Origin of the sequence: Streptomyces sp. NPDC020681, from assembly GCF_044334895.1 — a bacterium.
Classification (GTDB): Bacteria; Actinomycetota; Actinomycetes; order Streptomycetales; family Streptomycetaceae; genus Streptomyces.
The window spans coordinates 24,551-49,287 of the sequence record NZ_JBIRTX010000020.1 but is presented as its reverse complement, the minus strand read 5'-3'; the positions used below and the strand labels follow the sequence as shown (position 1 = coordinate 49,287).

The 24,737-nt window shown below is 69.7% G+C and carries 21 protein-coding genes; 18 read left to right on the top strand and 3 right to left on the bottom strand.

From position 1 onward, the window contains the following. Positions 1–5: 5 nt before the first annotated feature. The gene (locus tag ACH4YL_RS33230; protein WP_398511219.1) at positions 6–713 is read right to left on the bottom strand and encodes a maleylpyruvate isomerase family mycothiol-dependent enzyme; all 708 of its coding nucleotides are present in this window, start codon (positions 711–713) and stop codon (positions 6–8) included. Between the two features lie 248 nt (positions 714–961). Between ACH4YL_RS33230 and uvrA the strand changes: the two genes are divergently transcribed. Then, positions 962–3,958, top strand: a complete 2,997-nt coding sequence (gene uvrA, locus ACH4YL_RS33225; protein WP_398511218.1) for an excinuclease ABC subunit UvrA — start codon at positions 962–964, stop codon at positions 3,956–3,958. Positions 3,959–3,970: 12 nt separating this feature from the next. Here the strand turns inward: uvrA and ACH4YL_RS33220 are convergent, their stop codons facing one another. Beyond that, positions 3,971–4,915, bottom strand: a complete 945-nt coding sequence (locus ACH4YL_RS33220) for a carbohydrate kinase (protein WP_398511285.1) — start codon at positions 4,913–4,915, stop codon at positions 3,971–3,973. 151 nt (positions 4,916–5,066) lie between these two features. On the opposite strand from ACH4YL_RS33220, the gene ACH4YL_RS33215 reads away from it, so the two are divergent. After that, positions 5,067–5,498: a Rieske (2Fe-2S) protein gene (locus ACH4YL_RS33215; RefSeq protein ID WP_398511217.1), complete on the top strand. Its 432-nt coding sequence runs from the start codon at positions 5,067–5,069 to the stop codon at positions 5,496–5,498. 29 nt (positions 5,499–5,527) lie between these two features. Here ACH4YL_RS33215 and ACH4YL_RS33210 read toward each other — a convergent pair whose 3' ends face one another. Continuing rightward, entirely contained in the window at positions 5,528–6,457 is a 930-nt protein-coding gene (locus ACH4YL_RS33210) for a hypothetical protein (RefSeq protein ID WP_398511216.1), read from the bottom strand. Between the two features lie 271 nt (positions 6,458–6,728). Here ACH4YL_RS33210 and ACH4YL_RS33205 point away from each other — a divergent pair, with 271 nt between their 5' ends. From ACH4YL_RS33205 to ACH4YL_RS33130, 16 genes are all read left to right on the top strand, one after another. Further along, the gene (locus tag ACH4YL_RS33205) at positions 6,729–7,319 is read left to right on the top strand and encodes a papain-like cysteine protease family protein (RefSeq protein ID WP_398511215.1); all 591 of its coding nucleotides are present in this window, start codon (positions 6,729–6,731) and stop codon (positions 7,317–7,319) included. A gap of 5 nt (positions 7,320–7,324) precedes the next feature. After that, the gene (locus ACH4YL_RS33200; protein WP_398511284.1) at positions 7,325–8,125 is read left to right on the top strand and encodes a hypothetical protein; all 801 of its coding nucleotides are present in this window, start codon (positions 7,325–7,327) and stop codon (positions 8,123–8,125) included. Between the two features lie 98 nt (positions 8,126–8,223). After that, positions 8,224–10,194 (top strand): excinuclease ABC subunit UvrC, encoded by a 1,971-nt coding sequence (gene uvrC, locus ACH4YL_RS33195; RefSeq protein ID WP_398511214.1) that lies wholly within the window; start codon positions 8,224–8,226, stop codon positions 10,192–10,194. Continuing rightward, on the top strand, positions 10,191–11,129 hold the full coding sequence (gene rapZ, locus ACH4YL_RS33190; RefSeq protein WP_398511213.1) for an RNase adapter RapZ: 939 nt from the start codon (positions 10,191–10,193) through the stop codon (positions 11,127–11,129). The genes uvrC and rapZ overlap by 4 nt, the downstream gene beginning before the upstream one ends. After that, positions 11,126–12,160 carry a uridine diphosphate-N-acetylglucosamine-binding protein YvcK gene (gene yvcK / locus ACH4YL_RS33185; RefSeq protein ID WP_398511212.1) on the top strand — a complete coding sequence of 345 codons (1,035 nt, stop codon included), beginning with the start codon at positions 11,126–11,128 and terminating at the stop codon, positions 12,158–12,160. Before rapZ ends, yvcK begins: the two co-directional genes overlap by 4 nt. Then, entirely contained in the window at positions 12,151–13,140 is a 990-nt protein-coding gene (gene whiA, locus ACH4YL_RS33180; protein ID WP_398511211.1) for a DNA-binding protein WhiA, read from the top strand. Before yvcK ends, whiA begins: the two co-directional genes overlap by 10 nt. Before the next feature lie 166 nt (positions 13,141–13,306). Further along, on the top strand, positions 13,307–16,252 hold the full coding sequence (locus tag ACH4YL_RS33175) for a M14 family zinc carboxypeptidase (RefSeq protein WP_398511210.1): 2,946 nt from the start codon (positions 13,307–13,309) through the stop codon (positions 16,250–16,252). Between the two features lie 181 nt (positions 16,253–16,433). Then, entirely contained in the window at positions 16,434–17,441 is a 1,008-nt protein-coding gene (gap, locus tag ACH4YL_RS33170) for a type I glyceraldehyde-3-phosphate dehydrogenase (RefSeq protein ID WP_398511209.1), read from the top strand. 113 nt (positions 17,442–17,554) lie between these two features. Then, complete coding sequence (locus tag ACH4YL_RS33165) at positions 17,555–18,766, top strand: phosphoglycerate kinase (protein WP_398511208.1); 1,212 nt, start codon at positions 17,555–17,557, stop codon at positions 18,764–18,766. A 7-nt stretch (positions 18,767–18,773) separates the two neighbouring features. After that, the gene (tpiA, locus tag ACH4YL_RS33160; protein ID WP_398511207.1) at positions 18,774–19,562 is read left to right on the top strand and encodes a triose-phosphate isomerase; all 789 of its coding nucleotides are present in this window, start codon (positions 18,774–18,776) and stop codon (positions 19,560–19,562) included. A gap of 131 nt (positions 19,563–19,693) precedes the next feature. Next, positions 19,694–19,924: a preprotein translocase subunit SecG gene (secG, locus tag ACH4YL_RS33155; protein ID WP_398511283.1), complete on the top strand. Its 231-nt coding sequence runs from the start codon at positions 19,694–19,696 to the stop codon at positions 19,922–19,924. 134 nt (positions 19,925–20,058) lie between these two features. Next, the gene (locus ACH4YL_RS33150) at positions 20,059–20,394 is read left to right on the top strand and encodes an RNA polymerase-binding protein RbpA (RefSeq protein WP_078947476.1); all 336 of its coding nucleotides are present in this window, start codon (positions 20,059–20,061) and stop codon (positions 20,392–20,394) included. Positions 20,395–20,556: 162 nt separating this feature from the next. Continuing rightward, positions 20,557–22,233, top strand: a complete 1,677-nt coding sequence (gene pgi, locus ACH4YL_RS33145) for a glucose-6-phosphate isomerase (protein ID WP_398511282.1) — start codon at positions 20,557–20,559, stop codon at positions 22,231–22,233. Between the two features lie 4 nt (positions 22,234–22,237). After that, complete coding sequence (locus ACH4YL_RS33140; protein WP_398511206.1) at positions 22,238–22,759, top strand: PH domain-containing protein; 522 nt, start codon at positions 22,238–22,240, stop codon at positions 22,757–22,759. Next, entirely contained in the window at positions 22,756–24,294 is a 1,539-nt protein-coding gene (locus ACH4YL_RS33135) for a PH domain-containing protein (RefSeq protein ID WP_398511205.1), read from the top strand. Before ACH4YL_RS33140 ends, ACH4YL_RS33135 begins: the two co-directional genes overlap by 4 nt. Beyond that, a complete protein-coding gene (locus ACH4YL_RS33130) occupies positions 24,291–24,710 on the top strand; it encodes a DUF3052 domain-containing protein (RefSeq protein WP_398511204.1) in 420 nt (139 codons plus the stop codon). Before ACH4YL_RS33135 ends, ACH4YL_RS33130 begins: the two co-directional genes overlap by 4 nt. Positions 24,711–24,737 lie beyond the last annotated feature (27 nt).

Genomic DNA, 24,737 nt, shown 5'->3' with positions numbered 1-24,737 from the left:
TCAGCCTATAGCGGGGGCAGCTTCGGCAGCAGCGCGCCCGCGGTGTCCAGGGCCGACCCGTCGCGGCGGCCCGAGAGCCAGCCGACGAGGTCCGGTGCGGGGCCGGAGACCGTCACCGGTGCGCCCTCCGTGCCGCCGGTGTGCCACTCGCCGAGGTCCTTGGGCTCCGCGGAGTCGCCCGTCGCGACGATCCGGGTCGGCGGCACGTCCGGCCGGCCCGAGAAGCGCTGCGCCAGGAAGTCGATCTCCCGCGCGGTGAACTCCTCCGGCAGGTCCTCCAGCTCGTAGCCGATGTCCAGATCGACATGGTGCAGCTCCACCTCGACAAGGCGGCGGAACGGGAGCCTGGCGGCGGCGTCCGTGATGCCGTTGCGCAGCTCGACCGTCCGCTTCCAGTCGGCGACCTCGGCGCCCGCGGCCTGGATACGCGCGTCCGATTCGCGCACATCGGCGAGCTGGAGGTCGAGCGGCCGCGGGGCGTCCCGCTCGATGTCCTCCTCGCGCGCCACGGCGCTGACATACATCGGGCGGCCTTCGAGAACATTTACGAGCGCGTCGGCGTTACGGGAGATGTGGGCCAGCACATGGCCGCGGCTCCAGCCCGGAAGCCGGGACGGACCGGCGACGGCTTCGTCGTCGAGTTTGGCGGCTGCGGAGAGGAGTCGGTCGGTGGCTTCGCGCAGAGAGGCCAGGTCACGTAGTGGATCGATCATGGGGCCGACGATAGCTCGGCCACACGATCGGGTGAAGGTGTCCGGTCGCGGCCGGAAATCGAATGCGCGTGCTATAGGCTCGGCCCAGGCATCCTTGGTTGTCAGGCGTTCATCGTCAGCATCCATTCTCAGCAGGCATTCATCGTTAGGCAGTCATCGATCTGGCGGCCCCCATAGGCTGGAACAGTCTGGGAGGGGGCTGTGCTCCCGCTTCTTCAAGACCTCACTCAAGAAAGGTGCGGACCGGCGTGGCCGACCGTCTCATCGTCCGTGGCGCTCGCGAGCACAATCTCAAGAACGTCTCGCTCGACCTCCCGCGTGACTCACTCATCGTCTTCACCGGGCTCTCCGGGTCGGGCAAGTCGTCGCTCGCGTTCGACACGATCTTCGCCGAGGGACAGCGCCGGTACGTCGAATCGCTCTCCTCGTACGCCCGGCAGTTCCTCGGTCAGATGGACAAGCCGGACGTCGACTTCATCGAGGGTCTCTCTCCCGCTGTCTCCATCGACCAGAAGTCGACCTCGCGCAACCCGCGCTCGACCGTCGGCACGATCACGGAGGTGTACGACTACCTCCGGCTGCTCTTCGCCCGTATCGGCAAGCCGCACTGCCCCGAGTGCGGCCGGCCCATCTCGCGCCAGTCGCCGCAGGCCATCGTCGACAGGGTGCTGGAGCTGCCGGAGGGCAGCCGTTTCCAGGTGCTCTCGCCGCTGGTGCGCGAGCGCAAGGGCGAGTTCGTCGACCTCTTCGCCGATCTGCAGACCAAGGGCTACAGCAGGGCGCGGGTCGACGGACAGACCATCCAGCTCGCCGAGCCGCCGACCCTGAAGAAGCAGGAGAAGCACACCATCGAGGTTGTCGTCGACCGTCTCACGGTGAAGGACTCCGCCAAGCGCCGCCTGACCGACTCCGTCGAGACGGCGCTCGGCCTCTCCGGCGGCATGATCGTGCTGGACTTCGTCGACCTCCCCGAGGACGACCCCGAGCGTGAGCGGATGTTCTCGGAGCATCTGTACTGCCCGTACGACGACCTGTCCTTCGAGGAGCTGGAACCCCGCTCCTTCTCGTTCAACTCGCCCTTCGGCGCCTGCCCGGACTGCACCGGCATCGGCACGCGCATGGAGGTGGACCCGGAGCTGATCATCCCGGACGAGGAGCGGTCGCTCGACGACGGCGCGATCCACCCCTGGTCGCACGGCCACACCAAGGAGTACTTCGGCCGGCTGATCGGCGGACTCTCGCAGGCCCTCGGCTTCTCCACGGACATGCCTTGGGCCGGGCTGCCGCAGCGCGCCAAGAAGGCCCTGCTTTACGGCCACAAGACCCAGGTCGAGGTCCGTTACCGCAACAGGTACGGGCGGGAGCGTGCGTACACCACGCCGGCCTTCGAAGGAGCCGTGCAGTTCGTCAAGCGGCGGCACCAGGAGGCCGAGAGCGACTCCAGCCGTGAGCGCTTCGAGGGCTATATGCGCGAGGTGCCCTGCCCGACCTGTGAGGGCACCCGGCTCAAGCCGATCGTCCTGGCGGTCACGGTGATGGACAGGTCCATCGCCGACATCTCCGCGATGTCCATCAGCGAATGCGCCGACTTCCTCGGCCGGCTGACGCTGAACGCGCGCGACAAGAAGATCGCCGAGCGCGTGCTGAAGGAGGTCAACGAACGGCTGAGGTTCCTCGTCGACGTCGGCCTCGACTACCTCTCGCTGAACCGCGCGGCGGGCACGCTCTCCGGCGGCGAGGCCCAGCGCATCCGGCTCGCCACCCAGATCGGCTCCGGCCTGGTCGGCGTGCTGTACGTACTGGACGAGCCGTCCATCGGCCTGCACCAGCGCGACAACCACCGGCTCATCGAGACCCTCGTCCGGCTCCGGGACATGGGCAACACTCTCATCGTCGTCGAGCACGACGAGGACACCATCAAGGTGGCCGACTGGGTCGTCGACATCGGCCCCGGCGCGGGCGAGCACGGCGGCAAGGTCGTGCACTCCGGCCCCTTGCGCGAGCTGCTCACCAACAAGGAGTCGATGACCGGCCAGTACCTCGCCGGGAAGAAGTCCATCGCGACGCCCGACATCCGCCGGCCGGCGGACCCGGCACGGCAGCTCACCGTCCACGGCGCCCGCGAGAACAATCTGCGCGACATCGACGTCTCGTTCCCGCTCGGCGTGCTCACCGCCGTCACCGGCGTCTCGGGCTCCGGCAAGTCGACGCTGGTCAACGACATCCTCTACACGCACCTGGCCCGCGAGCTGAACGGCGCGAAGTCGGTGCCCGGCCGCCACACCCGGGTCGACGGCGACGACCTGGTCGACAAGGTGGTCCATGTCGACCAGTCGCCCATCGGCCGTACGCCGCGGTCCAACCCGGCGACGTACACCGGAGTCTTCGACCATGTGCGCAAGCTCTTCGCGGAGACGATGGAGGCCAAGGTCCGCGGCTATCTGCCCGGCCGGTTCTCCTTCAACGTCAAGGGCGGCCGCTGCGAGAACTGCTCCGGCGACGGCACCATCAAGATCGAGATGAACTTCCTGCCGGACGTCTATGTCCCGTGCGAGGTCTGCCACGGAGCGCGCTACAACCGCGAGACGCTGGAGGTCCACTACAAGGGCAAGTCCATCGCCGAGGTGCTGGACATGCCGATCGAGGAGGCCCTGCACTTCTTCGAGGCCGTCCCGACGATCTCCCGCCATCTGAAGACGCTGCACGAGGTGGGCCTGGGCTATGTGCGTCTTGGCCAGTCGGCGCCGACGCTCTCCGGCGGCGAGGCGCAGCGCGTGAAGCTGGCGAGCGAGCTCCAGAAGCGTTCCACCGGCCGCACGGTCTATGTCCTGGACGAGCCGACGACCGGTCTGCACTTCGACGACATCAGCAAGCTGATCAAGGTGCTGTCCGGTCTGGTCGACAAGGGCAACACCGTGATCGTCATCGAGCACAACCTCGATGTGATCAAGACGGCGGACTGGGTGGTCGACATGGGCCCGGAGGGTGGCAACGGCGGCGGTCTGGTGATCGCCGAAGGCACTCCGGAAGCGGTCGCGGGAGTCCCGGCCAGCCACACCGGAAAGTTCCTGCGGGACATCCTGGACGCGGACCGGATCAGCGACGCGGTGGTTCCGCGGGCGCGGAGAGCGACGAACAAGACCGCCGCGAAGAAGCCGGCGGTGGCGAAGAAGACGGTCGCCGCGAAGGCGACCCCGACGAAGAAGGCGGCGACGGCCCGCACGAGCCGGGCCCGTAAGGCCTGACCTGTTCCGTCTTCAGGCACCGGGCGGGCCGACGTCGGCCCGCCCGGTCAGCTCGTACGCGTACGGCGGCTCGGCGCCCGTGCGCGAGCAGGTCACCGCCGCCGCGCGCGCGGCGAAGTGCAGGACCTCGCGCCAGCCCGCCTCGCCGAGGTCCGCGAGCGCGTCCTCGGTCAGGGCGTCCCGTTCGGCCAGCCCGTGCAGCAGCGCAGCGTTCACCGTGTCGCCCGCGCCGATCGTGTCCGCGATCGTCACCGGCGTGGCCGGGACCGAGACCTCGGTGCCACCTCGCGTCCGTACCGTCAGACCTTCCGAGCCCCGGGTCAGCACCACCGCCGCCGGGCCCTGAGGCACGCCGCCCAGCCACCGTGCGTCGTCCTCGGAGAGCTTCAGCAGCGACACATACGGCAGCCAGCCGCGGAAGCGCGCCCGATAGGCGTCCGCGTCCGGGATCAGGCCCGGCCTGATGTTCGGGTCGAGCAGCGTGAAGAGCCCGCGCTGCGACTCGCGCCGCAGCAGCGCCTCGTAGGCACTCGCGCCCGGCTCCAGCACCAGCGAGCAGGTGCCGAAGGCGAGCGCCCGCACCGTCTCCGGCAGCTCGGGCGGAAGCTCGAAGAGCCGGTCCGCGCTGCCTTCCACATAGAAGCCGTATCCGGCGGAGCCGTCCGCGCCGATGGACGCGACCGCCAGCGTCGTCGGCTCAGGACCGCGTTCGACGAGCGAGATGTCGACCCCGGCCGTACGCAGCCCGTCCAGCAGCGCCTCGCCGAAGCCGTCCGTCGAGACCCGCGAACAGAAGGCGGTCCGCGCGCCGAGCCGGCCCAGCGCGACAGCGGTGTTGTACGGCCCGCCGCCGAGGCGCGGCAACAGTAGGGGCAGGGGCTCGCCGTCCGCCGGGTCCGGTCGGTCAGGACCTTGCGGGACCAGGTCGATCAGGGATTCTCCGGCGACGACGATCACGGCCAGAACGTAGCCCATTACCCCCGGACACCTCACGCAGCCCGCAGTCGGCCCGCCCTCAGGGCCGTGGAACTGGGCCGGTATGGTCGGGTCTGTCGCCCGATCCGCCGTGACCCTCCGTACGACCGACGCTCTGACCAGTGGAGTCTTCATGTCCGGCCACCCCGCCGCCCGCCGCACCGTGCTGAAAGGCGCCGCTCTCGCCGGGGCCGCCGGTCTCGGGGTCGCCGCCTGCTCCACCGAGTCCAAGCTCGGTCACGCCGAGGTCCCGACACCGACCGCGCCCGTCGACCTCGGTGCCGCCGACGCCGTCCCGGTCGGCGGCGCCAAGCTCTACCGCGAGCAGCGGCTGGTCGTCAGCTGCCCGGCCGTGGGCCAGTACAAGGCCTTCAGCGCCCAGTGCACACACGCGGGCTGTGTCCTCGACAAGCTCGAAGGCACCGAGGGCAACTGCCCGTGCCACGGCAGCCGCTTCGACGTCACCACCGGCAAGGCGATCGTCGGTCCGGCGACCGTGCCGCTGCCCGAGGTCCCGATCACGGCGGAGGGCGGCAAGCTCGTCGCCGGCCCCAAGAAGGCCTGACCTCCGGGACCCGATCCAGACGAACGGTCCTAGTCCCAGTCCCAGTCGATCCCGAGAATCCCGGGCCGTACGCCCTGCTCCACCAGGTGGACCGTACGATGCCTGCCGCTCAGCGTCAGATTGTTCCGAGCTCCGCGCGGCGCACCGGTCGTGGCCTGTGCGAACCTCCGGCAGCGCACCGGCAGCGCGCCCTCGTCGAACCGCACCTGCAGTACGTACTGCCCGCCCGCGAAGCTGAAGCCGCGTACATACTCACTGCTCGGCCCGCCCGTCCCGTCCTCGAAGCCATAGCCGAAGAGGTAGGTCTCACCGGCGCGCAGCCGTGCGTCGAAGAGCAGCTCGGCGACGAGCACCCCGGTCTCGCGGTGCCAGCGGACCCGTCCCGTACGGCAGTTCTCCAGCGCGCTCACCTCCACGCGTCCCGGGTCGCAGCCGGGGTCTCCGAGGTGGATGGCCAGATAGCGGTCGACGCCGTCCCGATGGGCCCGTACGACATGCTGCGAGTCCCGGCCCATCAGCTCGCGGCCTGCTCCGATGCGTACCCGCTCGTGGTGCCCGACGGTGTGCAGGCCGCCGTCGGCCGGCGACTCCAGATCGGCGAGCAGCCGTTCCACCGTGCCGGAGACGTCCACCAGCGAGCGGTACGAGCGCGCGGCGGGCCGCTCGAAGTCGACCGGCGCGCCCTCGCCGACGCCGAGCAGCCGGATCAGTGAATTGCCGGGCAGCTGAAGTACGTCCTCCAGCGCGCGCACGGCGCGCAGCGACTCGGGGCGCTGCGGCCGGCGAGCACCCTGCTGCCAGTAACTGAGGCTGGTCACACCGACCTTGATGCCGCGGTGCGCGAGATGGTGCTGGACCCGCTGGAGCGGCAGCCCGCGCACCGCGAGGGCCGCGCGCAGCGCCAGATGGAACGGCCCGGTGTGCAGCACCTGCGCCAGATCGGCTTCGGTGTGGCCCATGGAACCCTCCAGCGGCTTCTCAGGCTTCGACGGCTTCAGCGGCTTTCCAAGAATTGGCGTGAACGTTCACGACTGGGTCGAGCCGCTGTGGGTGGGCGGCGACGGGCGTCCAGGTGGAGTGGGACGGAAGTGTTCACATCCCGACCGCAGCGTTCACAGCGCCCTGTCACCCCGCATTGAAGCGTGTTGACCTGCCCTCGACAAGGACTGATGCTCATCCGCAGCGTCCGGACGCGCTCCTCCATCCCCACACCCCAACGGGAGGAACGCGATGCGCAACACCAAGAGACGGCTCGCAGCCGCAGCCGCCGTCCTTGCCGCACTTGTCACCCTGCCCCTGTCGACGGCGACCGCCGCGCCGCACGACGACTCCTCCGTCCTCGCCTGGAAACGGCTGGACATCACCATGCAGGCGCAGCAGAAGACCAACTGGTGCTGGGCCGCGGGCGGCAACACCATCGCCGCGTACCTCGGCAGGAACTACTCGCAGAACCAGTTCTGCAATGCCGCCTTCAACCGCCAGCAGGGCACCGAATGCCCCAACTCCCAGGCCACGCTGGGCAATGTGCAAACCGGCCTGCGCTGGGCCGGCATCAATCCCGGCTCGTATGTCACCGGCTGGCTGCGCTACCCGACCGTGCAGAGCGAGATCGACGCAGACCGCCCGGTCGAGACCCGGATCCAGTGGTCGAGCGGCGGCGGGCACATGCATGTCATCTACGGCTACGACACCGCCAGCAGCTGGGTGTACTGGGGAGATCCCTGGCCCTCCAGCGACCGGTACAACTGGGCGTCGCACGCCTGGTACGTCGACAACGACTCCTTCTCCTGGACCCACTCGCTGTACCGGATCGGGGCGTGAGCGCGATGAAGCGGACCTCTCGGATCCCCGTCTCCGCGGCCGCCGCTCTGACGGCCTGCCTCTCGCTCGGCGCGATCGGCACGGCCACGGCCGCGGGTGCCGTCGACGGGCCCTCCGCGGCGGACCGGGCCGCGGCCAGGCGCGCCGCCACCGCGCCCGCCACCATCGAAACGCTGTCCCGCTTCTTCGCCCGCGACGGAGCGGTCACGAAGGCCGCGGCCGCTCCTCGCGTCGAAGGCGAGACGGTCCCGGTCCATCTGCTGGCGCCGGACTTCGTCGCCGGGAAGGCGGGCGTGCCCGTCGCCCGTCTGGAGTTCCTGGCGACACCGGCGGTCTCCTCGGACGGCCAACGGGCGTCGCTGTGGACGGCCCGCCGGGGCGCGCAGTGGCAGGTGGTCAACATCGCCACCGGCGACGACGAGTTCCGGTACGCACAACTCGGCGCGCGAAAGCTCCCCGGCGGCACGGTGTTCCGTGAACCGCAGATCGACGCGTGGTACGTCAGCGGCGGTACGAAGGTGCTTCCGCTGGACGAGGACGCGGTCCGGGCGGTTGGTGCCCGCGGCACGAGCCTTGCCGCGTACCGCGCGCGGGTCACGAAGGCGTACGCCGACAAGCTCCCCGGTTCGCCGTACGCGAAGGGGGGCCGGGCGGGCGGCTACGCCTCGTCGGCCCCGGCCCCGGCGCCGCACGACGACCCGGCGGTCACGGCCGCCTCGTGGACGGCGGCGGCGGGCGCGCTGGCGGCGCTCGGCCTGCTCGCCACGGCGGCGGTCCGCCGTCGGCGAGCGGCTGCGCCGCACTGATCCGGTGCTCGGCCCCGGGCCTCTGCGGGCCCGGGGCCGGGCCCCGACGAGAGCCGCCCGCACCCGCGCTGTCACTGGCCGCCAGTAGGGTGGTCGGCATGGCAGACCCCTCCAGCTACCGTCCCAAGCCGGGAGAGATCCCCGACTCTCCGGGGGTCTACAAATTCCGCGACGAGCACCGCCGGGTGATCTACGTCGGGAAGGCAAAAAGCCTGCGCCAGCGCGTCGCCAGCTACTTCCAGGACCTGGCGAATCTGCACCCGCGCACCGCCACCATGGTCACCACGGCCGCCTCCGTCGAGTGGACGGTCGTCTCCACCGAGGTCGAGGCGCTGCAGCTGGAGTACTCCTGGATCAAGGAGTTCGACCCGCGGTTCAACGTCAAGTACCGCGACGACAAGTCCTATCCGTATCTCGCCGTCACCCTCAACGAGGACTTCCCGCGGGTCCAGGTGATGCGCGGCGCCAAGCGCAAGGGCGTGCGCTACTTCGGTCCGTACGGGCACGCGTGGGCCATCCGCGAGACCGTCGACCTGATGCTCCGTGTCTTTCCCGTACGCACCTGCTCCGCAGGCGTGTTCAAGAACCACGCCCAGAAGGGCCGCCCCTGTCTCCTCGGCTACATCGGCAAGTGCTCCGCGCCCTGCGTCGGCCGGGTGACACCCGAGGAGCACCGCGAACTGGCCGAGGAGTTCTGCGACTTCATGGCCGGCCGGACCGGTACGTACATCCGCCGTCTGGAGAAGCAGATGACGGCGGCCGCCGACGAGCTGGAGTACGAGCGGGCGGCCAGGCTGCGCGACGACATAGAGGCGCTCAAGCGCGCGCTGGAGAAGAACGCGGTGGTGCTCGCGGACGCCACCGACGCCGATCTCATCGCGCTCGCCGAGGACGAGCTCGAAGCCGCGGTGCAGATCTTCCATGTCCGCGGCGGCCGGGTGCGCGGCCAGCGCGGCTGGGTCACCGACAAGGTCGAGGCCGTCGACACCGCCGGCCTTGTCGAGCACGCGCTGCAGCAGCTGTACGGGGAGGAGAGCGGCGACTCCGTCCCCAAGGAGGTCCTCGTACCGGCGCTGCCGGAGGACTCCGGCGCGGTCAGCCAGTGGCTGACCGGCCGCCGAGGCTCGAACGTCTCGCTGCGCATTCCTCAGCGCGGAGACAAGAAGGACCTGATGGAAACGGTCCAGCGCAACGCGCAGCAGGCGCTGGGCCTGCACAAGACCAAGCGCGCGAGCGATCTCACCACCCGCTCCCGCGCACTGGAGGAGATCGCCGAGGCCCTCGGCCTGGACTCGGCGCCGCTGCGGATCGAGTGCTTCGACATCTCGCACCTCCAGGGCGAGGACGTCGTGGCGTCCATGGTCGTCTTCGAGGACGGCCTCGCGCGCAAGAGCGAGTACCGCCGCTTCCAGATCAAGGGCTTCGAGGGCCAGGACGACGTCCGCTCGATGCACGAGGTGATCAGCCGCCGCTTCAAGCGGTATCTGGCCGAGAAGGACAGGACGGGGGAGTGGATCGGCGAGGATCCTCCCGAGGACGACGGAAGGCCCAAGCGCTTCGCCTATCCGCCGCAGCTCGTCGTCGTCGACGGCGGGCAGCCTCAGGTCGCCGCCGCCCAGCGCGCACTCGACGAGCTCGGCATCGACGACGTCGCCGTCTGCGGCCTGGCCAAGCGTCTGGAAGAGGTCTGGCTGCCGCAGGAGAACGACCCGGTGGTCCTGCCGCGCTCCAGCGAGGGGCTGTATCTCCTGCAGCGGGTGCGTGACACGGCTCACGACTTCGCGATCCGCTATCAGCGCGCCAAGCGGACCAAGCGCATCAGGACCAGCCCGCTGGACACGGTGCCCGGTCTCGGCGAGACCCGCAAACAGGCGTTGATCAAGCATTTCGGCTCGGTGAAGCGGCTGAAGCAGGCGACAATCGAGCAGATCTGCGAGGTTCCCGGCATGGGACGCAAGACGGCGGAGTCCGTGGTCGCGGCCCTCGCCCAGGCGGCTCCGGCCGCCCCTGCCGTGAATACGGCAACAGGAGAGATCATTGAAGAGAACGACGGGGGCAGCACGACATGAATGAGCACGACGGAGACGGAGCAGCAGACGTGAGTACGGGCACTACGAACGAGCCCGGCGGAGCCGCTGACGCGGCGATCCCCGAGCTGGTGATCATCTCCGGTATGTCCGGCGCCGGGCGCAGCACGGCGGCCAAGTGTCTGGAGGACCTCGGCTGGTTCGTCGTCGACAACCTGCCGCCCGCGCTGATTCCCACCATGGTGGAGCTCGGCGCCCGCTCGCAGGGCAATGTCGCGCGGATCGCCGTCGTCGTCGACGTACGAGGCCGACGGTTCTTCGACAACCTCCGCGAATCCCTCGCCGACCTGGACGCCAAGCAGGTCACGCGGCGGATCGTCTTCCTCGAATCCTCCGACGAGGCGCTGGTGCGCCGCTTCGAGTCGGTCCGCCGGCCGCATCCGCTGCAGGGCGACGGCCGGATCACCGACGGCATCGCGGCCGAGCGTGATCTGCTGCGCGAGCTGCGCGGCGACGCCGACCTGGTGATCGACACCTCCAGCCTGAACGTGCACGAGCTGCGCGCCAAGATGGACGCCTCGTTCGCCGGCGACGAGGAGCCGGAGCTGCGGGCCACGGTGATGTCGTTCGGCTTCAAGTACGGGCTGCCGGTCGACGCGGACCTCGTCGTCGACATGCGCTTCCTGCCGAACCCGCACTGGGTCCCGGAGCTGCGCCCGTTCACCGGCCTCAATGAAGAGGTCTCGAACTACGTCTTCAACCAGCCCGGCGCCAAGGAGTTCCTCGACCGCTACACCGAGCTGCTCCAGATGATCGCCGCGGGCTACCGCCGCGAGGGCAAGCGGTATGTGACCATCGCCGTCGGCTGCACCGGCGGCAAGCACCGCTCCGTCGCCACGTCCGAGAAGCTGGCCGCCCGGCTCTCCTCCGCGGGGATCGAGACCGTCATCGTCCACCGGGACATGGGGCGCGAGTGACCGGACGCAATCTCCGTCTGCGGCGGCTGAGCCGGACCAGCCACACGCTCACCGGACGGAAGCGCGGCGCGCAGCCCAAGGTCGTCGCACTCGGCGGCGGCATGGGCCTGTCCGCGTCGCTGACGGCGCTGCGCCGGATCACCGGTGACCTCACCGCGGTCGTCACGGTCGCCGACGACGGCGGCTCCAGCGGCCGGCTCCGCGACGAGCTCGGTGTGCTGCCCCCCGGCGATCTGCGCAAGGCCCTGGCGGCCCTGTGCGGCGACGACGACTGGGGCCAGACCTGGGCCAGGGTCATCCAGCACCGCTTCCAGTCGCAGGGCGATCTGCACGAGCACGCGGTCGGCAATCTGCTGATCGTGGCCCTGTGGGAGCAGCTCGGCGACCATGTCCTCGCGCTGGACCTGGTCGGCAAGCTGCTGGGCGCGCACGGCCGCGTGCTGCCGATGTCCGCCGTCCCGCTGGAGCTCCAGGCGCTGGTACGGGGCCACGACCCGGCCCGTCCGGACGAAGTGGACACGGTCCGCGGCCAGGCCACCGTCGCGCTCACCCCGGGCGAGGTGCAGTCCGTGCACCTCGTCCCGCACGACCCGCCCGCCGTCCCGGAGGCCGTCGACGCGGTCCTGGACGCCGACTGGGTGGTGCTGGGTCCCGGCTCCTGGTTCTCCTCGGTGATTCCGCATCTGCTGGTGCCCGAGCTGCGCGACGCGCTGATCGAGACGAAGGCCCGCCGGGTCCTCTCGCTGAACCTCGCGCCGCAGCCCGGCGAAACAGAAGGCTTCTCACCGCAGCGTCATTTGGAGGTTTTGGGACGACACGCGCCTAAACTCGCCCTGGACGTGGTGCTGGCCGACGAGGCCGCCGTGCCCGACCGCGAATCTCTCGCCGATGCCGCAAAACGGCTCGGCGCCGCGGTCGAGCTGGCCCCCGTTGCCTCGCCCACAGGAGTTCCGAAGCACGACCCGGAGCTGTTGGCCGCCGCGTACGACCGTATTTTTCGGATGCATGGAAGGATCGGCCCATGGCGATGACGGCTGCGGTGAAGGACGAAATTTCCCGGCTCCCCGTCACCCGGACCTGCTGCAGAAAGGCGGAGGTCTCGGCGATCCTGCGGTTCGCGGGCGGGCTGCACCTGGTGAGCGGCCGCATCGTGATCGAGGCGGAGCTGGACACCGGGATCGCGGCGCGCCGGCTGAAGCGGGACATCCTGGAGATCTTCGGGCACAGCTCCGAGCTCATGGTGATGGCGCCCGGCGGACTGCGCCGCGGCTCGCGCTATGTCGTACGGGTCGTGGCGGGCGGCGACCAGTTGGCCCGGCAGACCGGTCTGGTCGACGGCCGCGGCCGTCCGATCCGGGGACTGCCGCCGCAGGTCGTCTCCGGCGCCACCTGTGACGCGGAGGCCGCCTGGCGCGGCGCGTTCCTGGCGCACGGCTCGCTGACCGAGCCCGGCCGGTCCTCCTCGCTGGAGGTCACCTGCCCGGGACCGGAGGCCGCGCTGGCCCTGGTGGGCGCGGCCCGCAGGCTCTCCATCGCCGCCAAGGCGCGCGAGGTGCGCGGCGTGGACCGCGTGGTCGTACGCGACGGTGACGCCATCGGCGCCCTGCTGACCCGGCTCGGTGCGCACGAGTCGGTGCTGGCCTGGGAGGAGCGGCGGATGCGGCGCGAGGTGCGCGCCACCGCCAACCGCCTGGCCAACTTCGACGACGCCAATCTGCGCCGCTCCGCGCGGGCCGCGGTGGCCGCCGGCGCTCGCGTCCAGCGGGCGCTGGAGATCCTGGGCGAAGAGGTGCCCGAGCATCTCGCGGCGGCAGGCCGGCTGCGGATGGAGCACAAGCAGGCGTCCCTGGAGGAGTTGGGCGCGCTCGCCGACCCGCCGCTGACCAAGGACGCGGTCGCCGGACGGATCCGCCGGCTGCTGGCGATGGCCGACAAGCGGGCCCAGGACCTCGGCATCCCGGGTACGGAGTCCAACCTCTCCGAGGAGCTGGCCGACGGCCTCGTCGGCTGACCCACCGTCACCATCCAGTCCTCTCACCGCTGCCGGCGTTCACACGAACGTCGGCAGCGGTGTGATGTGCACCCGTTCGGCACGCGTGGCCACCTTGACATGGCCATGGGGTGTGATGAGTCTGGCGTCTGTTCACTTTCCTGGCAGACACCAGCAAGGGGGGCCAATGAGACGAAGAGCGAGATCGATCCTCGCCGCCGTATCACTCCTGACAGCCGGACTCGCGGCTGCACCGCTCGCCCAGGCACAAACCGGCGGCGAGGACGAAGGACTGTCCGTATGGCATGCGAAAGTCACCAAGGCGCAGGTCCCGCTGCTCCTCGCGGCGGGCACCGACGGTCATGAACTGACCGAGCAGGTGCCCGACAAGGGCACCGCCACCGTGGAGCTCCATCTGACCGACCAGCAGGCCGGGGAACTGCGCGAGCAGGGCGTGCCGGTCACCGAGCACACCATCTCGGCATCGGCCGAGAAGCGCGTCGCGGCCGCGGGCGACGGCGTCTTCCGCCCGTACAGCGGCGAGAACGGACTGCAGCGCGAGATCGTCGCCGCGGCCCAGGCGAACCCGCAGATCACCAAGGTCGTCAGCATCGGCAGGAGCGTCAAGGGCCAGGACATCCTCGCGCTCAAGCTCAGCAAGGGCGCGAAGAAGTACAAGGACGGCACCAAGCCCGCGACGCTGTATCTGTCCAACCAGCACGCGTGCGAGTGGATCACCCCGGAGATGACCCGGCGGCTGATGCACTACTACCTCGCCAACTACGGCAAGGACCCCCGGGTCACCAGGATCGTGGACTCCACCGAACTGTGGTTCGTCCTCTCCGCCAACCCCGACGGCTACGACTACACCTTCACCGGCACGGCCGCACGGCAGTGGCGCAAGAACCTGCGCGACAACAACGGCGACGGCACGATCGCCGCCGGCGACGGCGTGGACCTCAACCGCAACTTCTCCTACAAGTGGGGCTACGACAACGAGGGCTCGTCACCCGACCCGTTCGACGAGACCTATCGCGGCACCGGTCCGGTCTCCGAGCCCGAGACCAAGGCTCTGGACGCCTTCCAGAAGCGCATCGGCTTCGAGTACGGCATCAACTACCACTCCGCGGCCGAGCTGTTGCTGTACGGAGTCGGCTGGCAGGTCGCGACCCCGACACCGGACGACGTCCTCTACGAAGCCCTCGCCGGCACACCGGAGAACTCCGCGATCCCCGGCTACCGTCCGCAGGTCTCCTCCGAGCTCTACACCACCAACGGTGAGGCCGACGGCCACGCGGCCAATGTCAACGGGATGATGATGTACACCCCGGAGATGTCGACCTGCGCCACCGTCTCCAGGATCGACCCCAACGATCCCTGGAACGCCGCGGACTGCGCATCCGTCTTCACCTTCCCGGACGACGAGAAGCTGATCCAGCAGGAGTTCGCCAAGAACATCCCGTTCGCGCTCTCCGTCGCCGAGACCGCGGTCCACCCCGACCAGCCGTCCTCCTCGATCGGTCTGAAGGCCGCGGACTTCACGCCCGACCCCTTCACCGTCTCCTACGCCCGCGGCGGAGACCAGGAAGTCGCCGTCACCGTCCGCAAGTCCGTACGCGACAAGGAACTCAAGTACCGCGTCAACGGCGGCCGCGTCCACGACCAGGCGCTCAGGCCCTGGAAGGGCGGCGAGACCTACGGCGGCGAGGACAGCATCCGCTTCGACGAGTACCGCGCCAAGGTGCAGGACGGCGACGTCGGCGACAAGGTCGAGGTCTGGTTCACCGGTGAGACCAGAGCCGGAAAGCCCACCTCCAGCGAGCACTTCACGTACACGATCGCCGAAAGGCCCCGCGGGGACACGCTGGTGATCGCCGAGGAAGGCGGCACCACCCCGGCCAAGAACACCGCCGCGTACACCAAGGCACTCGCCGACAACCACCGGCGCAGCGCCGTCTGGGACGTCGCCACCCAGGGCGTCCCGCACCCGCTCGGCGTGCTCGGCCACTTCGACACGGCCGTCTGGTACACCGGCGCCGCCGCACCGTCCTGGGCCACCACGCAGGCCGTCCGCGAGTTCGTCAACGAGGGCGGGAAGCTCATCACCACCGGTGAACGGGCCGGCGGAAACGCCAACCTCGGCGGTGCACTGAGCGACGACTTCGCCCAGTACTACCTCGGCGCCTCCGGCCGCGCCTCACTCGCCGGAACGGGAGACTTCCTCGGCACGGGACGACTTACGGGCGCCGCCGCGGCCCTCGCGGACGCACCCGGCAACCCGCTGGACGCGGCAGGCGCGTACACCATCACCTCGGACACGCTGCCGCCCGAGCAGTTCCCGCAGTTCCGCAGCGCGGCCGCCGGTGACTATCCGGGCGTCAAGATGCCCTTCTCGCCGTACGACGGCGACTGGTACGCGGCGGCCACCCACAGCAACGCCTCCTGGATGCGGCTGTCCCGACCGCTCGACCTCAGTGCTGCCACCGCGGCCGACAGGCCCGCGCTGAATCTCCGGCTCAGCTTCAACACCGAGCCCGGCTACGACAACGCGGTCGTCGAGGTCCACACGGTCGGCCAGGACGACTGGACCACGCTGCCGGACGTGAACGGCGGCACGAGGACCACCGTCCCGACCCAGTGCGACCAGGGCTTCTACGTCAACCAGCATCCCTTCCTGAAGCACTACCTCACCGTCGGATCCGGCGGCTGCACCGCGAGCGGCACCAGCGGCAGCTGGAACAGCTTCACCGGCGCGTCCGACGGCTGGCGGGCCGCCTCGTTCGATCTGAGCGCCTACGCGGGCAAGCAGATCGAGGTGTCCGTCTCGTACATCACCGACCCCGGCGACGGCGGCCGCGGCGTCTTCGTCGACAACGCCGCGCTGGCGCTCGGCGGCGTGGAGCAGGCGGCCGAGGGCTTCGAGACCGACCTCGGGCCCTGGACGGTGGCCGGGCCGCCGGCCGGCAGTCCGCCACTGCGCGGGAACTGGGCGCGGAGCCAGGACCTGTATCCGTCGGCCGGTGCGATCACCACCCGCGACACCGTTCTGATCGGCTTCGGCCTGGAGCACGTGCCCGCGGCGGCCGACCGCAAACAGCTCATCGGCAAGGCGCTCAGCGCGCTGAGGCGCTGACGCTGCGTAGCCCGGACGGCGGTCTGTACCCCTACTCATGGGTACAGACCGCCGTTGGTCCGCACGGACCCACTCGATGTCACTCCGGGGCAGTCAGGGGGGTAGGGTCGTAGGCGGTCGGGGACATCCCATACAACTCGCCGGCGTCTAAAACCGGCGTACCTAACGAGGAGATCGGTTCGTGACGATCCGCGTAGGCATCAACGGCTTTGGCCGCATCGGTCGTAACTACTTCCGCGCGCTGCTGGAGCAGGGTGCAGACATCGAGATCGTGGCTGTCAACGACCTGGGTGACACTGCGACCACGGCCCACTTGCTGAAGTACGACACCATCCTGGGCCGCCTCAAGGCCGAGGTGACTCACACCGCCGACACCATCACGGTCGACGGCCACACCATCAAGGTGCTCTCCGAGCGCAACCCCTCCGACATCCCGTGGGGCAAGCTGGGCGTCGACATCGTCATCGAGTCGACCGGCATCTTCACCAAGAAGGCCGACGCCGAGAAGCACATCGCGGGCGGCGCCAAGAAGGTCCTCATCTCGGCTCCGGCCAAGGACGAGGACATCACCATCGTGATGGGCGTCAACGAGAACAAGTACGACGCGGCCAAGCACCACGTCATCTCCAACGCCTCCTGCACCACCAACTGTGTGGCGCCGATGGCCAAGGTTCTCGACGAGAACTTCGGCATCGTCAAGGGCCTGATGACCACGGTCCACGCGTACACGAACGACCAGCGCATCCTCGACTTCCCGCACTCGGACCTGCGCCGCGCCCGCGCCGCCGCCGAGAACATCATCCCGACCACGACCGGTGCCGCGAAGGCCACCGCGCTGGTCCTCCCGAAGCTCAAGGGCAAGCTGGACGGCATCGCCATGCGCGTCCCGGTCCCGACCGGCTCGGCCACCGACCTCGTCGTCGAGCTCGAGCGCGAGGTCACCAAGGACGAGGTCAACGCCGCGTTCAAGAAGGCCTCCGAGGGCGAGCTGCAGGGCTACCTGTCGTACACCGAGGACCCGATCGTCTCCTCGGACATCGTCGGCGACCCGGCGTCCTGCACCTTCGACTCCTCCCTGACCATGGTCCAGGAGGGCAAGTCGGTGAAGATCCTCGGCTGGTACGACAACGAGTGGGGCTACTCCAACCGTCTCGTGGACCTCACGGTCTTCGTCGGCAGCCAGCTCTGACAGCTCTGATCTTCAACGAGAGCATCACGATGTGAGCGACAGGGCTCGGACAGCGCAATGTGGCGCTGCCCGAGCCCTGCCGCACGTCCAGCCCTTCCAGGAGCCGCAATTTCATGAAGACGATCGACCAGCTTCTTGCCGAAGGGGTCGCGGGCAAGCGGGTATTCGTCCGCGCCGACCTCAACGTGCCGCTCGACGGCACGACCATCACCGACGACGGCCGCATCCGGGCCGTCCAGCCGACCGTCGCCGCGCTCGCCGGTGCGGGCGCGCGCGTCATCGTCGCCTCGCACCTCGGCCGCCCCAAGGGCGCGCCGGACCCGGCGTTCTCGCTCGCCCCCGCGGCCGCGCGGCTCGGTGAACTCCTCGGCGCCGACGTGGCGTTCGCGACCGACACCGTGGGCGAGTCCGCGCGGGCCGTCGTCGACGGCCTGGCCGACGGCCGGGTCGCGGTGATCGAGAACCTCCGCTTCAACGCCGGCGAGACCAGCAAGGACGACGCCGAGCGCGCCGCCTTCGCCGACCAGCTCGCCGCACTGGCCGATGTGTACGTCGGCGACGGCTTCGGCGCCGTGCACCGCAAGCACGCCTCGGTGTACGACCTGCCGGCCCGCCTGCCGCACGTCGCCGGCTACCTCATCGCCACCGAGGTCGGCGTCCTGAAGAAGCTCACCGAGGACGTGCAGCGTCCCTACGCGGTCGTGCTCGGCGGCGCCAAGGTCTCCGACAAGCTGGGCGTCATCGACCATCTGCTGGAGAAGGCCGACCGCATCCTGATCGGCGGCGGCATGGCGTACACCTTCCTCAAGGCCCAGGGCCACGAGGTCGGCATCTCGCTGCTCCAGGAGGACCAGATCCCGGCGGTGCAGGAGTATCTGGAGCGGGCCAAGGCCAAGGGCGTGGAGTTCGTGCTCCCCGTCGACGTGCTGGTCGCGCCGGAGTTCCCGGACCTGAAGACCAAGGCCCCGGCCAACCCGACCACCGTCGCCGCGGACGCGATCCCGGCCGACGAAGAGGGTCTGGACATCGGTCCCGAGACCCGCAAGCTGTACGCATCGAAGCTCGCCGACGCGGCCACCGTCTTCTGGAACGGCCCGATGGGCGTCTTCGAGCACCCCGACTACGCCGAGGGCACCAAGGCCGTGGCCCAGGCGCTCGCCGAATCCGAGGCATTCTCGGTCGTCGGCGGCGGAGACTCCGCCGCGGCCGTGCGGATCCTGGGTTTCGACGAGAAGGCATTCGGCCACATTTCGACCGGTGGCGGCGCGAGCCTCGAGTATCTCGAGGGCAAGACGCTTCCCGGCCTCGCCGCACTGGAGGACTGACCCCCTGATGACTACTGCTTCCCAAGGGCGCACCCCGCTGATGGCGGGCAACTGGAAGATGAACCTCAACCACCTCGAGGCCATCGCCCACGTTCAGAAGCTCGCCTTCGCCCTGGCGGACAAGGACTACGAGGCCGTCGAGGTCGCCGTACTCCCGCCCTTCACCGATCTCCGGTCCGTACAGACCCTGGTCGACGGCGACAAGCTCAAGATCAAGTACGGCGCCCAGGACATCTCGGCGCACGACTCCGGTGCGTACACCGGTGAGATCTCGGGCCCCATGCTGTCCAAGCTGAAGTGCACCTATGTCGCCGTCGGCCACTCCGAGCGGCGGCAGTACCACGCCGAGACGGACGAGCTGTGCAACGCCAAGGTGAAGGCCGCCTTCAAGCACGGCCTGACCCCGATCCTCTGCGTCGGCGAGGGCCTGGACGTCCGCAAGGCCGGCCAGCAGGTCGAGTACACGATCACGCAGCTCGACGGCGGTCTCAAGGACGTTCCGGCCGAGCAGGCCGAGTCCATCGTGATCGCGTACGAGCCGGTGTGGGCCATCGGCACCGGCGAGGTCGCCACTCCGGAGGACGCCCAGGAGGTCTGCGGGGCGATCCGGGCGCGGCTCGCCGAGCTCTACTCGCAGGAGCTGGCCGACAAGGTCCGCATCCAGTACGGCGGCTCGGTGAAGTCCGGGAACGTCGCAGCGATCATGAAGCAGCCCGATGTCGACGGCGCCCTGGTGGGCGGCGCGGCGCTGGACGCCGAGGAGTTTGTCAAGATCGTCCGGTTCCGCGACCAGTGAGTATGCGCTAGCGCGGATCCGGCGTACCCTTGCGGGGGCCTGAGGCTTTCCGAGCCCGGGCCCCCGTTCGTTCGTAAAGTCCGTTCGTATAGTCCGAGAGTTTTGCCAGGAAGTAGGGTCCAGCCGTGGTTATGGGGTTCTCGATCGCCCTGCTCATCTTCAGCGGGCTGCTGATGCTGCTCGTACTGATGCACAAGGGGAAGGGCGGCGGCCTCTCCGACATGTTCGGCGGTGGCATGCAGTCGTCGGTCGGCGGCTCCTCGGTCGCCGAGCGCAACCTCGACCGGATCACCGTCGTGGTCGGTCTGTTGTGGTTTGCGTGCATTGTCGTACTTGGCCTTCTGGTGAAGCTGGACAGCTGACCTCGGCGTTCCGAGTCCCGGTGTGGGGTGTAACTCCAATCACTGGACGAGCGTTGGGCCTTACGTAGACTGGGCCACCGCGGCGCAGCCGCTGTGAGACGCTGTGCAGCACCATCACGCAGGGAGTTACGACCGTGGCAAGTGGCAACGCGATCCGGGGAAGCCGGGTCGGAGCGGGGCCGATGGGCGAGGCCGAGCGGGGCGAGTCCGCGCCGCGCCTGCGCATCTCCTTCTGGTGCTCGAACGGGCACGAGACGCAGCCGAGCTTCGCCAGCGACGCACAGGTCCCGGACAACTGGGACTGCCCGCGCTGCGGGTTCCCGGCCGGTCAGGACCGGGACAATCCGCCGGACCCGCCGCGTACGGAGCCGTACAAGACGCATCTCGCGTATGTGCGTGAGCGGCGCAGCGACGCGGACGGCGAGGCGATCCTCGCCGAGGCGCTTGCCAAACTGCGCGGCGAAATCTAGAACTCACGGTCCGGCCGGACACCTCCACGGTGCCCGGCCGGACTTTTTCGTCGGCCTCTTCGCCTTCCGCATGCTCTGCGCCGTCCGCCTCCCAGATCAATTAGGTTGGTCAGGCAGCGGGGCACTCAGGCAGGTACGAGAAGAAGTGGGCTGATGTCCAGGATGAACGCAGAAGGCCGTACCAGGCTCAACCAGACGCCCGAATGGCACGCTCTCGGCAAACACCGCGAGCAGCTGGGACAGACGCATCTGCGGGAGCTCTTCGCGGCCGACGCGGAGCGCGGCGGCCGGTACACCCTGCAGGTCGGCGACCTCCACCTCGACTACTCCAAGCACCTGGTGACGGACGAGACGCTGACGCTGCTGCGCGAGCTGGCGGCGGCGACGGACGTGACCGGGCTGCGGGACGCGATGTTCCGCGGCGAGAAGATCAACACCACCGAGGACCGCGCCGTACTGCACACGGCGCTGCGCGCCCCGCGGGACGCCGTCGTCGAGGTGGACGGCGAGAACGTGGTGCCGGGCGTGCACGCGGTGCTCGACAAGATGACCGCCTTCTCGGACCGGATCCGCTCCGGCGAATGGACCGGCCACACCGGCAGGCGCATCAAGAACGTCGTCAACATCGGCATCGGAGGCTCGGACCTCGGTCCGGCGATGGCGTACGAGGCGCTGCGCTCCTTCACCGCGCGCGATCTGACGTTCCACTTCGTGTCGAACGTCGACGGGGCCGATCTGCACGAGGCCGTACGGGATTTGGACGCGGCCGAGACGCTGTTCATCATCGCCTCCAAGACCTTCACCACCATCGAGACCATCACCAATGCCACCTCCGCGCGCGACTGGCTGCTGACCGAGCTGAAGGCGGATCAGGACGCCGTCGCCAAGCACTTTGTGGCGCTGTCGACGAACGGCGAGAAGGTCGCCGACTTCGGCATCGACACGGCGAACATGTTCGAGTTCTGGGACTGGGTCGGCGGACGGTACTCGTACGACTCGGCCATCGGTCTCTCGCTGATGATCGCGATCGGCCCGGACCGCTTCCGCGAGATGCTCGACGGCTTCCACCTGGTCGACGAGCACTTCCGTACGGCACCGGCGGAGGCCAACGCACCGCTGCTGCTCGGCCTGCTGGGCCTCTGGTACGGCGCGTTCTTCGACGCGCAGTCGCACGCGGTGCTGCCGTACTCGCACTACCTGAGCAAGTTCACCGCCTATCTCCAGCAGCTCGACATGGAGTCCAACGGCAAGTCCGTGGACCGCGACGGCAACCCGGTGGACTGGCAGACCGGCCCGGTCGTCTGGGGCACGCCCGGCACCAACGGGCAGCATGCCTACTACCAGTTGATCCACCAGGGCACCAAGGTCATCCCGGCGGACTTCATCGGCTTCGCCAAGCCGGTCGACGATCTGCTGCCCGGCCTGGTCGCCCAGCACGACCTGCTGATGGCCAACTTCTTCGCGCAGACGCAGGCGCTCGCCTTCGGCAAGACACCGGACGAGGTGCGGGCGGAGGGCGTGGCCGAGGAGCTGGTCGCGCACAAGACGTTCCAGGGCAACCACCCGACGACCACGATCCTCGCGGACGAGCTCACGCCGTCCGTGCTGGGCCAACTGATCGCGCTGTACGAGCACAAGGTGTTCGTCCAGGGCGCGGTGTGGAACATTGACTCCTTCGACCAGTGGGGCGTCGAGCTCGGCAAGGTGCTCGCGAAGAAGATCGAGCCGGTGCTCACCGAAGCTGTGACATCAGCCGCTGCCGCGGCGAGGGGCGGCGGGCAGCTGGACAGCTCCACCGCCGCACTCGTTGCCAAGTACCGCACACTGCGGGGTCGTTGAGCCGATGACGGTGGGGGAGAGGGCGGGGGAGGAGCGGTTGGCGGTGCGGCTGCGGCCGCCGAACAACACGCTCAATGAGCGGGTCGTGGGCTGGTGGCGGGTGCAGTGCCTGTTGACGACCGCGGTGCCGGTGGCCGTACTGGCCGTGCTGGGCGCACTCATCGCGCCCGGGCGCGCATGGCTGCTGACCGTCGCCGCGGCACTGGCGGTGCTGGGTCTCGCAGGCACCGCCTTCTTCCCCGCCTGGTGGTTCCGGGTGCACCGCTGGGAGGTCACGGACGAGGCGGTCTATGTCCGTACCGGCGCGCTCTGGCAGGAGTGGCGGATCGCGCCGATGTCCCGGATCCAGACGGTGGACACGCTGCGCGGGCCGCTGGAGCAGGCGTTCCGGCTGGCCACGGTGATCGTGACGACGGCCTCGTCCAAGGGCGCGATCAGGATCCAGGGGCTGGACCACGAGCTGGCGGCGGAGCTCGCGGAGCAGTTGACGCGGATCACCCAGGCGACGCCCGGGGACGCGACATGAGCACCCCGCACGCGGACTGGCAGCGGCTCGACCGGCGTACGGTCCTGGTCACCGCGCTCGTCCTGGCCGGTGTGGCGGCCGGCGCCGGGCTGCCCACCGCGCTCGGGCTCGCGGGCGGCATGCCGCTGTGGCAGGCGTTCGGCTGGGTGCTGGCCGGTGCCGTCGTACTGATCTCGGTCGGTTCGGGCGCGGACTACATGCGCTGGCGCCGGACCCGCTACCGCATCGGGCCGGACCGCGCCGAGCTCCACACCGGACTGCTGCTGGTCAAACGGCGCTCGCTGGCCCGCGAAAGGATCCGCAGCGTCGACCTGACCGCCAACCCGGTGCTGCGGGTCCTCGGCCTGGTGAAGGTCCGGATCGGCACCGGCGAGCACAGCGCGGGCGGCGAGTCCACGCTGGAGCTCGACCCCGTCAGCAAGGCGGAGGGCGAACGGCTGCGCAGAGTGCTGCTGGCCCGGGCCGCCGACACCACGCCCGGCACGCACCGGGAGGGCGCGCTCGCGGGCTTCGACCCGACCTGGATCCGCTACGCACCGGTCTCGTTCGTCGCTCCGCTGCTCGGCGGTGCGGCGGCCGGCGGTGTCATGCAGGTCAGCGAGTGGTTCGGGGCGCAGAGCGAGGTGATCGACTGGGTCGGCGACCGCTTCGAGGACACCTCCATAGTCCTGATGGTCGTGGTGCTCGTGGCGGCGGCCGTCACCGCGGGAATCGTCGGCGCGCTCGGCCTGTGGATCGAGATGTGGTGGAACTACCGCCTGGAGCGGGAGCCCGGCGGCACGCTGCGGGTGCGCCGCGGACTGTTCACCGCGCGCTCGATCTCCATGGAGGAGCGCAGACTGCGCGGGGTCGAGCTGGTCGAGCCGCTCGGTGTGCGGCTGTTCGGCGCGGCCCGGGTGGACGCGGTCGCGACCGGCCTGGTCGACGACGAGCAGGACAAACACGCCGACCTGAAGGTGCTGCTGCCGCCGGCGCCGCGGATGCTGGCGGACGAGGTGGCCGGGCAGGTGCTGCGCGAGCCGGAGACGCCGACGAACGCGCCGCTCACGCCGCACCCGCCGGCGGCCCGCACGCGCCGGCTGCGCTGGGCGCTCACGACCGCGCTCGTCCCGCTCGGCGTCCTCACCGCGATGGGCCTCTGGCTCACTTCCGTCCTGCTGTACGTCGCGGCGGCGTGCGCGGTGGTGGCGCTGCCGGTGGCGGTGATCCTGGCGCTGGACGCGTACCGCAGTCTGGGGCACGGCGTGAGCGGCGGCTATCTGCTGGCCCGTTCCGGCACGATCCGCCGCGCGACCGTGGCGCTCCAGCGCGGCGGGGTCATCGGCTGGACGGTGAAGCAGTCCGTCTTCCAGCGCCGGGCGGGTGTACTGACGCTGACGGCGACGACGGCGGCCGGGGCGGGAGCGTATTCGGTGTACGACGCGGACGAGAGTGAGGGCCTGGCGTTCGCGGCGGACGCCGTGCCGGGGCTGCTGGAGCCGTTCCTGATACGGGAGGACGGAATACGGGAGGAGCGAGCGAGAATTCCGGTATGACGGCTTCTTCGACGGCATCCGGATACTCGGGCACACCGCTGGCCAAGAAGCTCGGCGTCAAGCCGGGCCACCGAGTGGTGTTCCGCCACCGGCCCCGCGGCTGGACGATCCCCGACCTGCCGGAGGACGTCACGGTCGGCGACCGGGGCTCGCGGGAGGCGGATGTGACGCTGGCGTTCTACCGCACGCACAGGGACCTGTCGGCGGACGCGGAGAGGCTGGTCGAGCACCTCGCGGACCGTTCGATGCTGTGGATCGCCTGGCCGCGGAAGGCGGCCGGGCACACCAGCGACATCGACGGGAACGGGCTGCGGGACCTGTTCCTCCCGCTCGGGATCGTCGACGTGAAGGTCGCGCAACTGGACGAGGACTGGTCGGGCCTGAAGTTCGTACGCCGTGTCGAGAACCGGGCCTGAGTCACTGGGCGCGACCGTGGAAACAGC

Bases quoted from the DNA above. Each gene is read 5' to 3' on its own strand.
- ACH4YL_RS33130 (WP_398511204.1), top strand. From the start codon at position 24,291: ATGACGGCTTCTTCGACGGCATCCGGATACTCGGGCACACCGCTGGCC.
- uvrC (WP_398511214.1), top strand. From the start codon at position 8,224: ATGGCAGACCCCTCCAGCTACCGTCCCAAGCCGGGAGAGATCCCCGAC.
- ACH4YL_RS33215 (WP_398511217.1), top strand. From the start codon at position 5,067: ATGTCCGGCCACCCCGCCGCCCGCCGCACCGTGCTGAAAGGCGCCGCT.
- ACH4YL_RS33140 (WP_398511206.1), top strand. From the start codon at position 22,238: ATGACGGTGGGGGAGAGGGCGGGGGAGGAGCGGTTGGCGGTGCGGCTG.
- tpiA (WP_398511207.1), top strand. From the start codon at position 18,774: ATGACTACTGCTTCCCAAGGGCGCACCCCGCTGATGGCGGGCAACTGG.
- whiA (WP_398511211.1), top strand. From the start codon at position 12,151: ATGGCGATGACGGCTGCGGTGAAGGACGAAATTTCCCGGCTCCCCGTC.
- ACH4YL_RS33205 (WP_398511215.1), top strand. From the start codon at position 6,729: ATGCGCAACACCAAGAGACGGCTCGCAGCCGCAGCCGCCGTCCTTGCC.
- ACH4YL_RS33230 (WP_398511219.1), bottom strand. From the start codon at position 713: ATGATCGATCCACTACGTGACCTGGCCTCTCTGCGCGAAGCCACCGAC.
- secG (WP_398511283.1), top strand. From the start codon at position 19,694: ATGGGGTTCTCGATCGCCCTGCTCATCTTCAGCGGGCTGCTGATGCTG.
- ACH4YL_RS33135 (WP_398511205.1), top strand. From the start codon at position 22,756: ATGAGCACCCCGCACGCGGACTGGCAGCGGCTCGACCGGCGTACGGTC.
- ACH4YL_RS33165 (WP_398511208.1), top strand. From the start codon at position 17,555: ATGAAGACGATCGACCAGCTTCTTGCCGAAGGGGTCGCGGGCAAGCGG.
- ACH4YL_RS33200 (WP_398511284.1), top strand. From the start codon at position 7,325: ATGAAGCGGACCTCTCGGATCCCCGTCTCCGCGGCCGCCGCTCTGACG.
- ACH4YL_RS33210 (WP_398511216.1), bottom strand. From the start codon at position 6,457: ATGGGCCACACCGAAGCCGATCTGGCGCAGGTGCTGCACACCGGGCCG.
- pgi (WP_398511282.1), top strand. From the start codon at position 20,557: ATGAACGCAGAAGGCCGTACCAGGCTCAACCAGACGCCCGAATGGCAC.
- ACH4YL_RS33175 (WP_398511210.1), top strand. From the start codon at position 13,307: ATGAGACGAAGAGCGAGATCGATCCTCGCCGCCGTATCACTCCTGACA.
- rapZ (WP_398511213.1), top strand. From the start codon at position 10,191: ATGAATGAGCACGACGGAGACGGAGCAGCAGACGTGAGTACGGGCACT.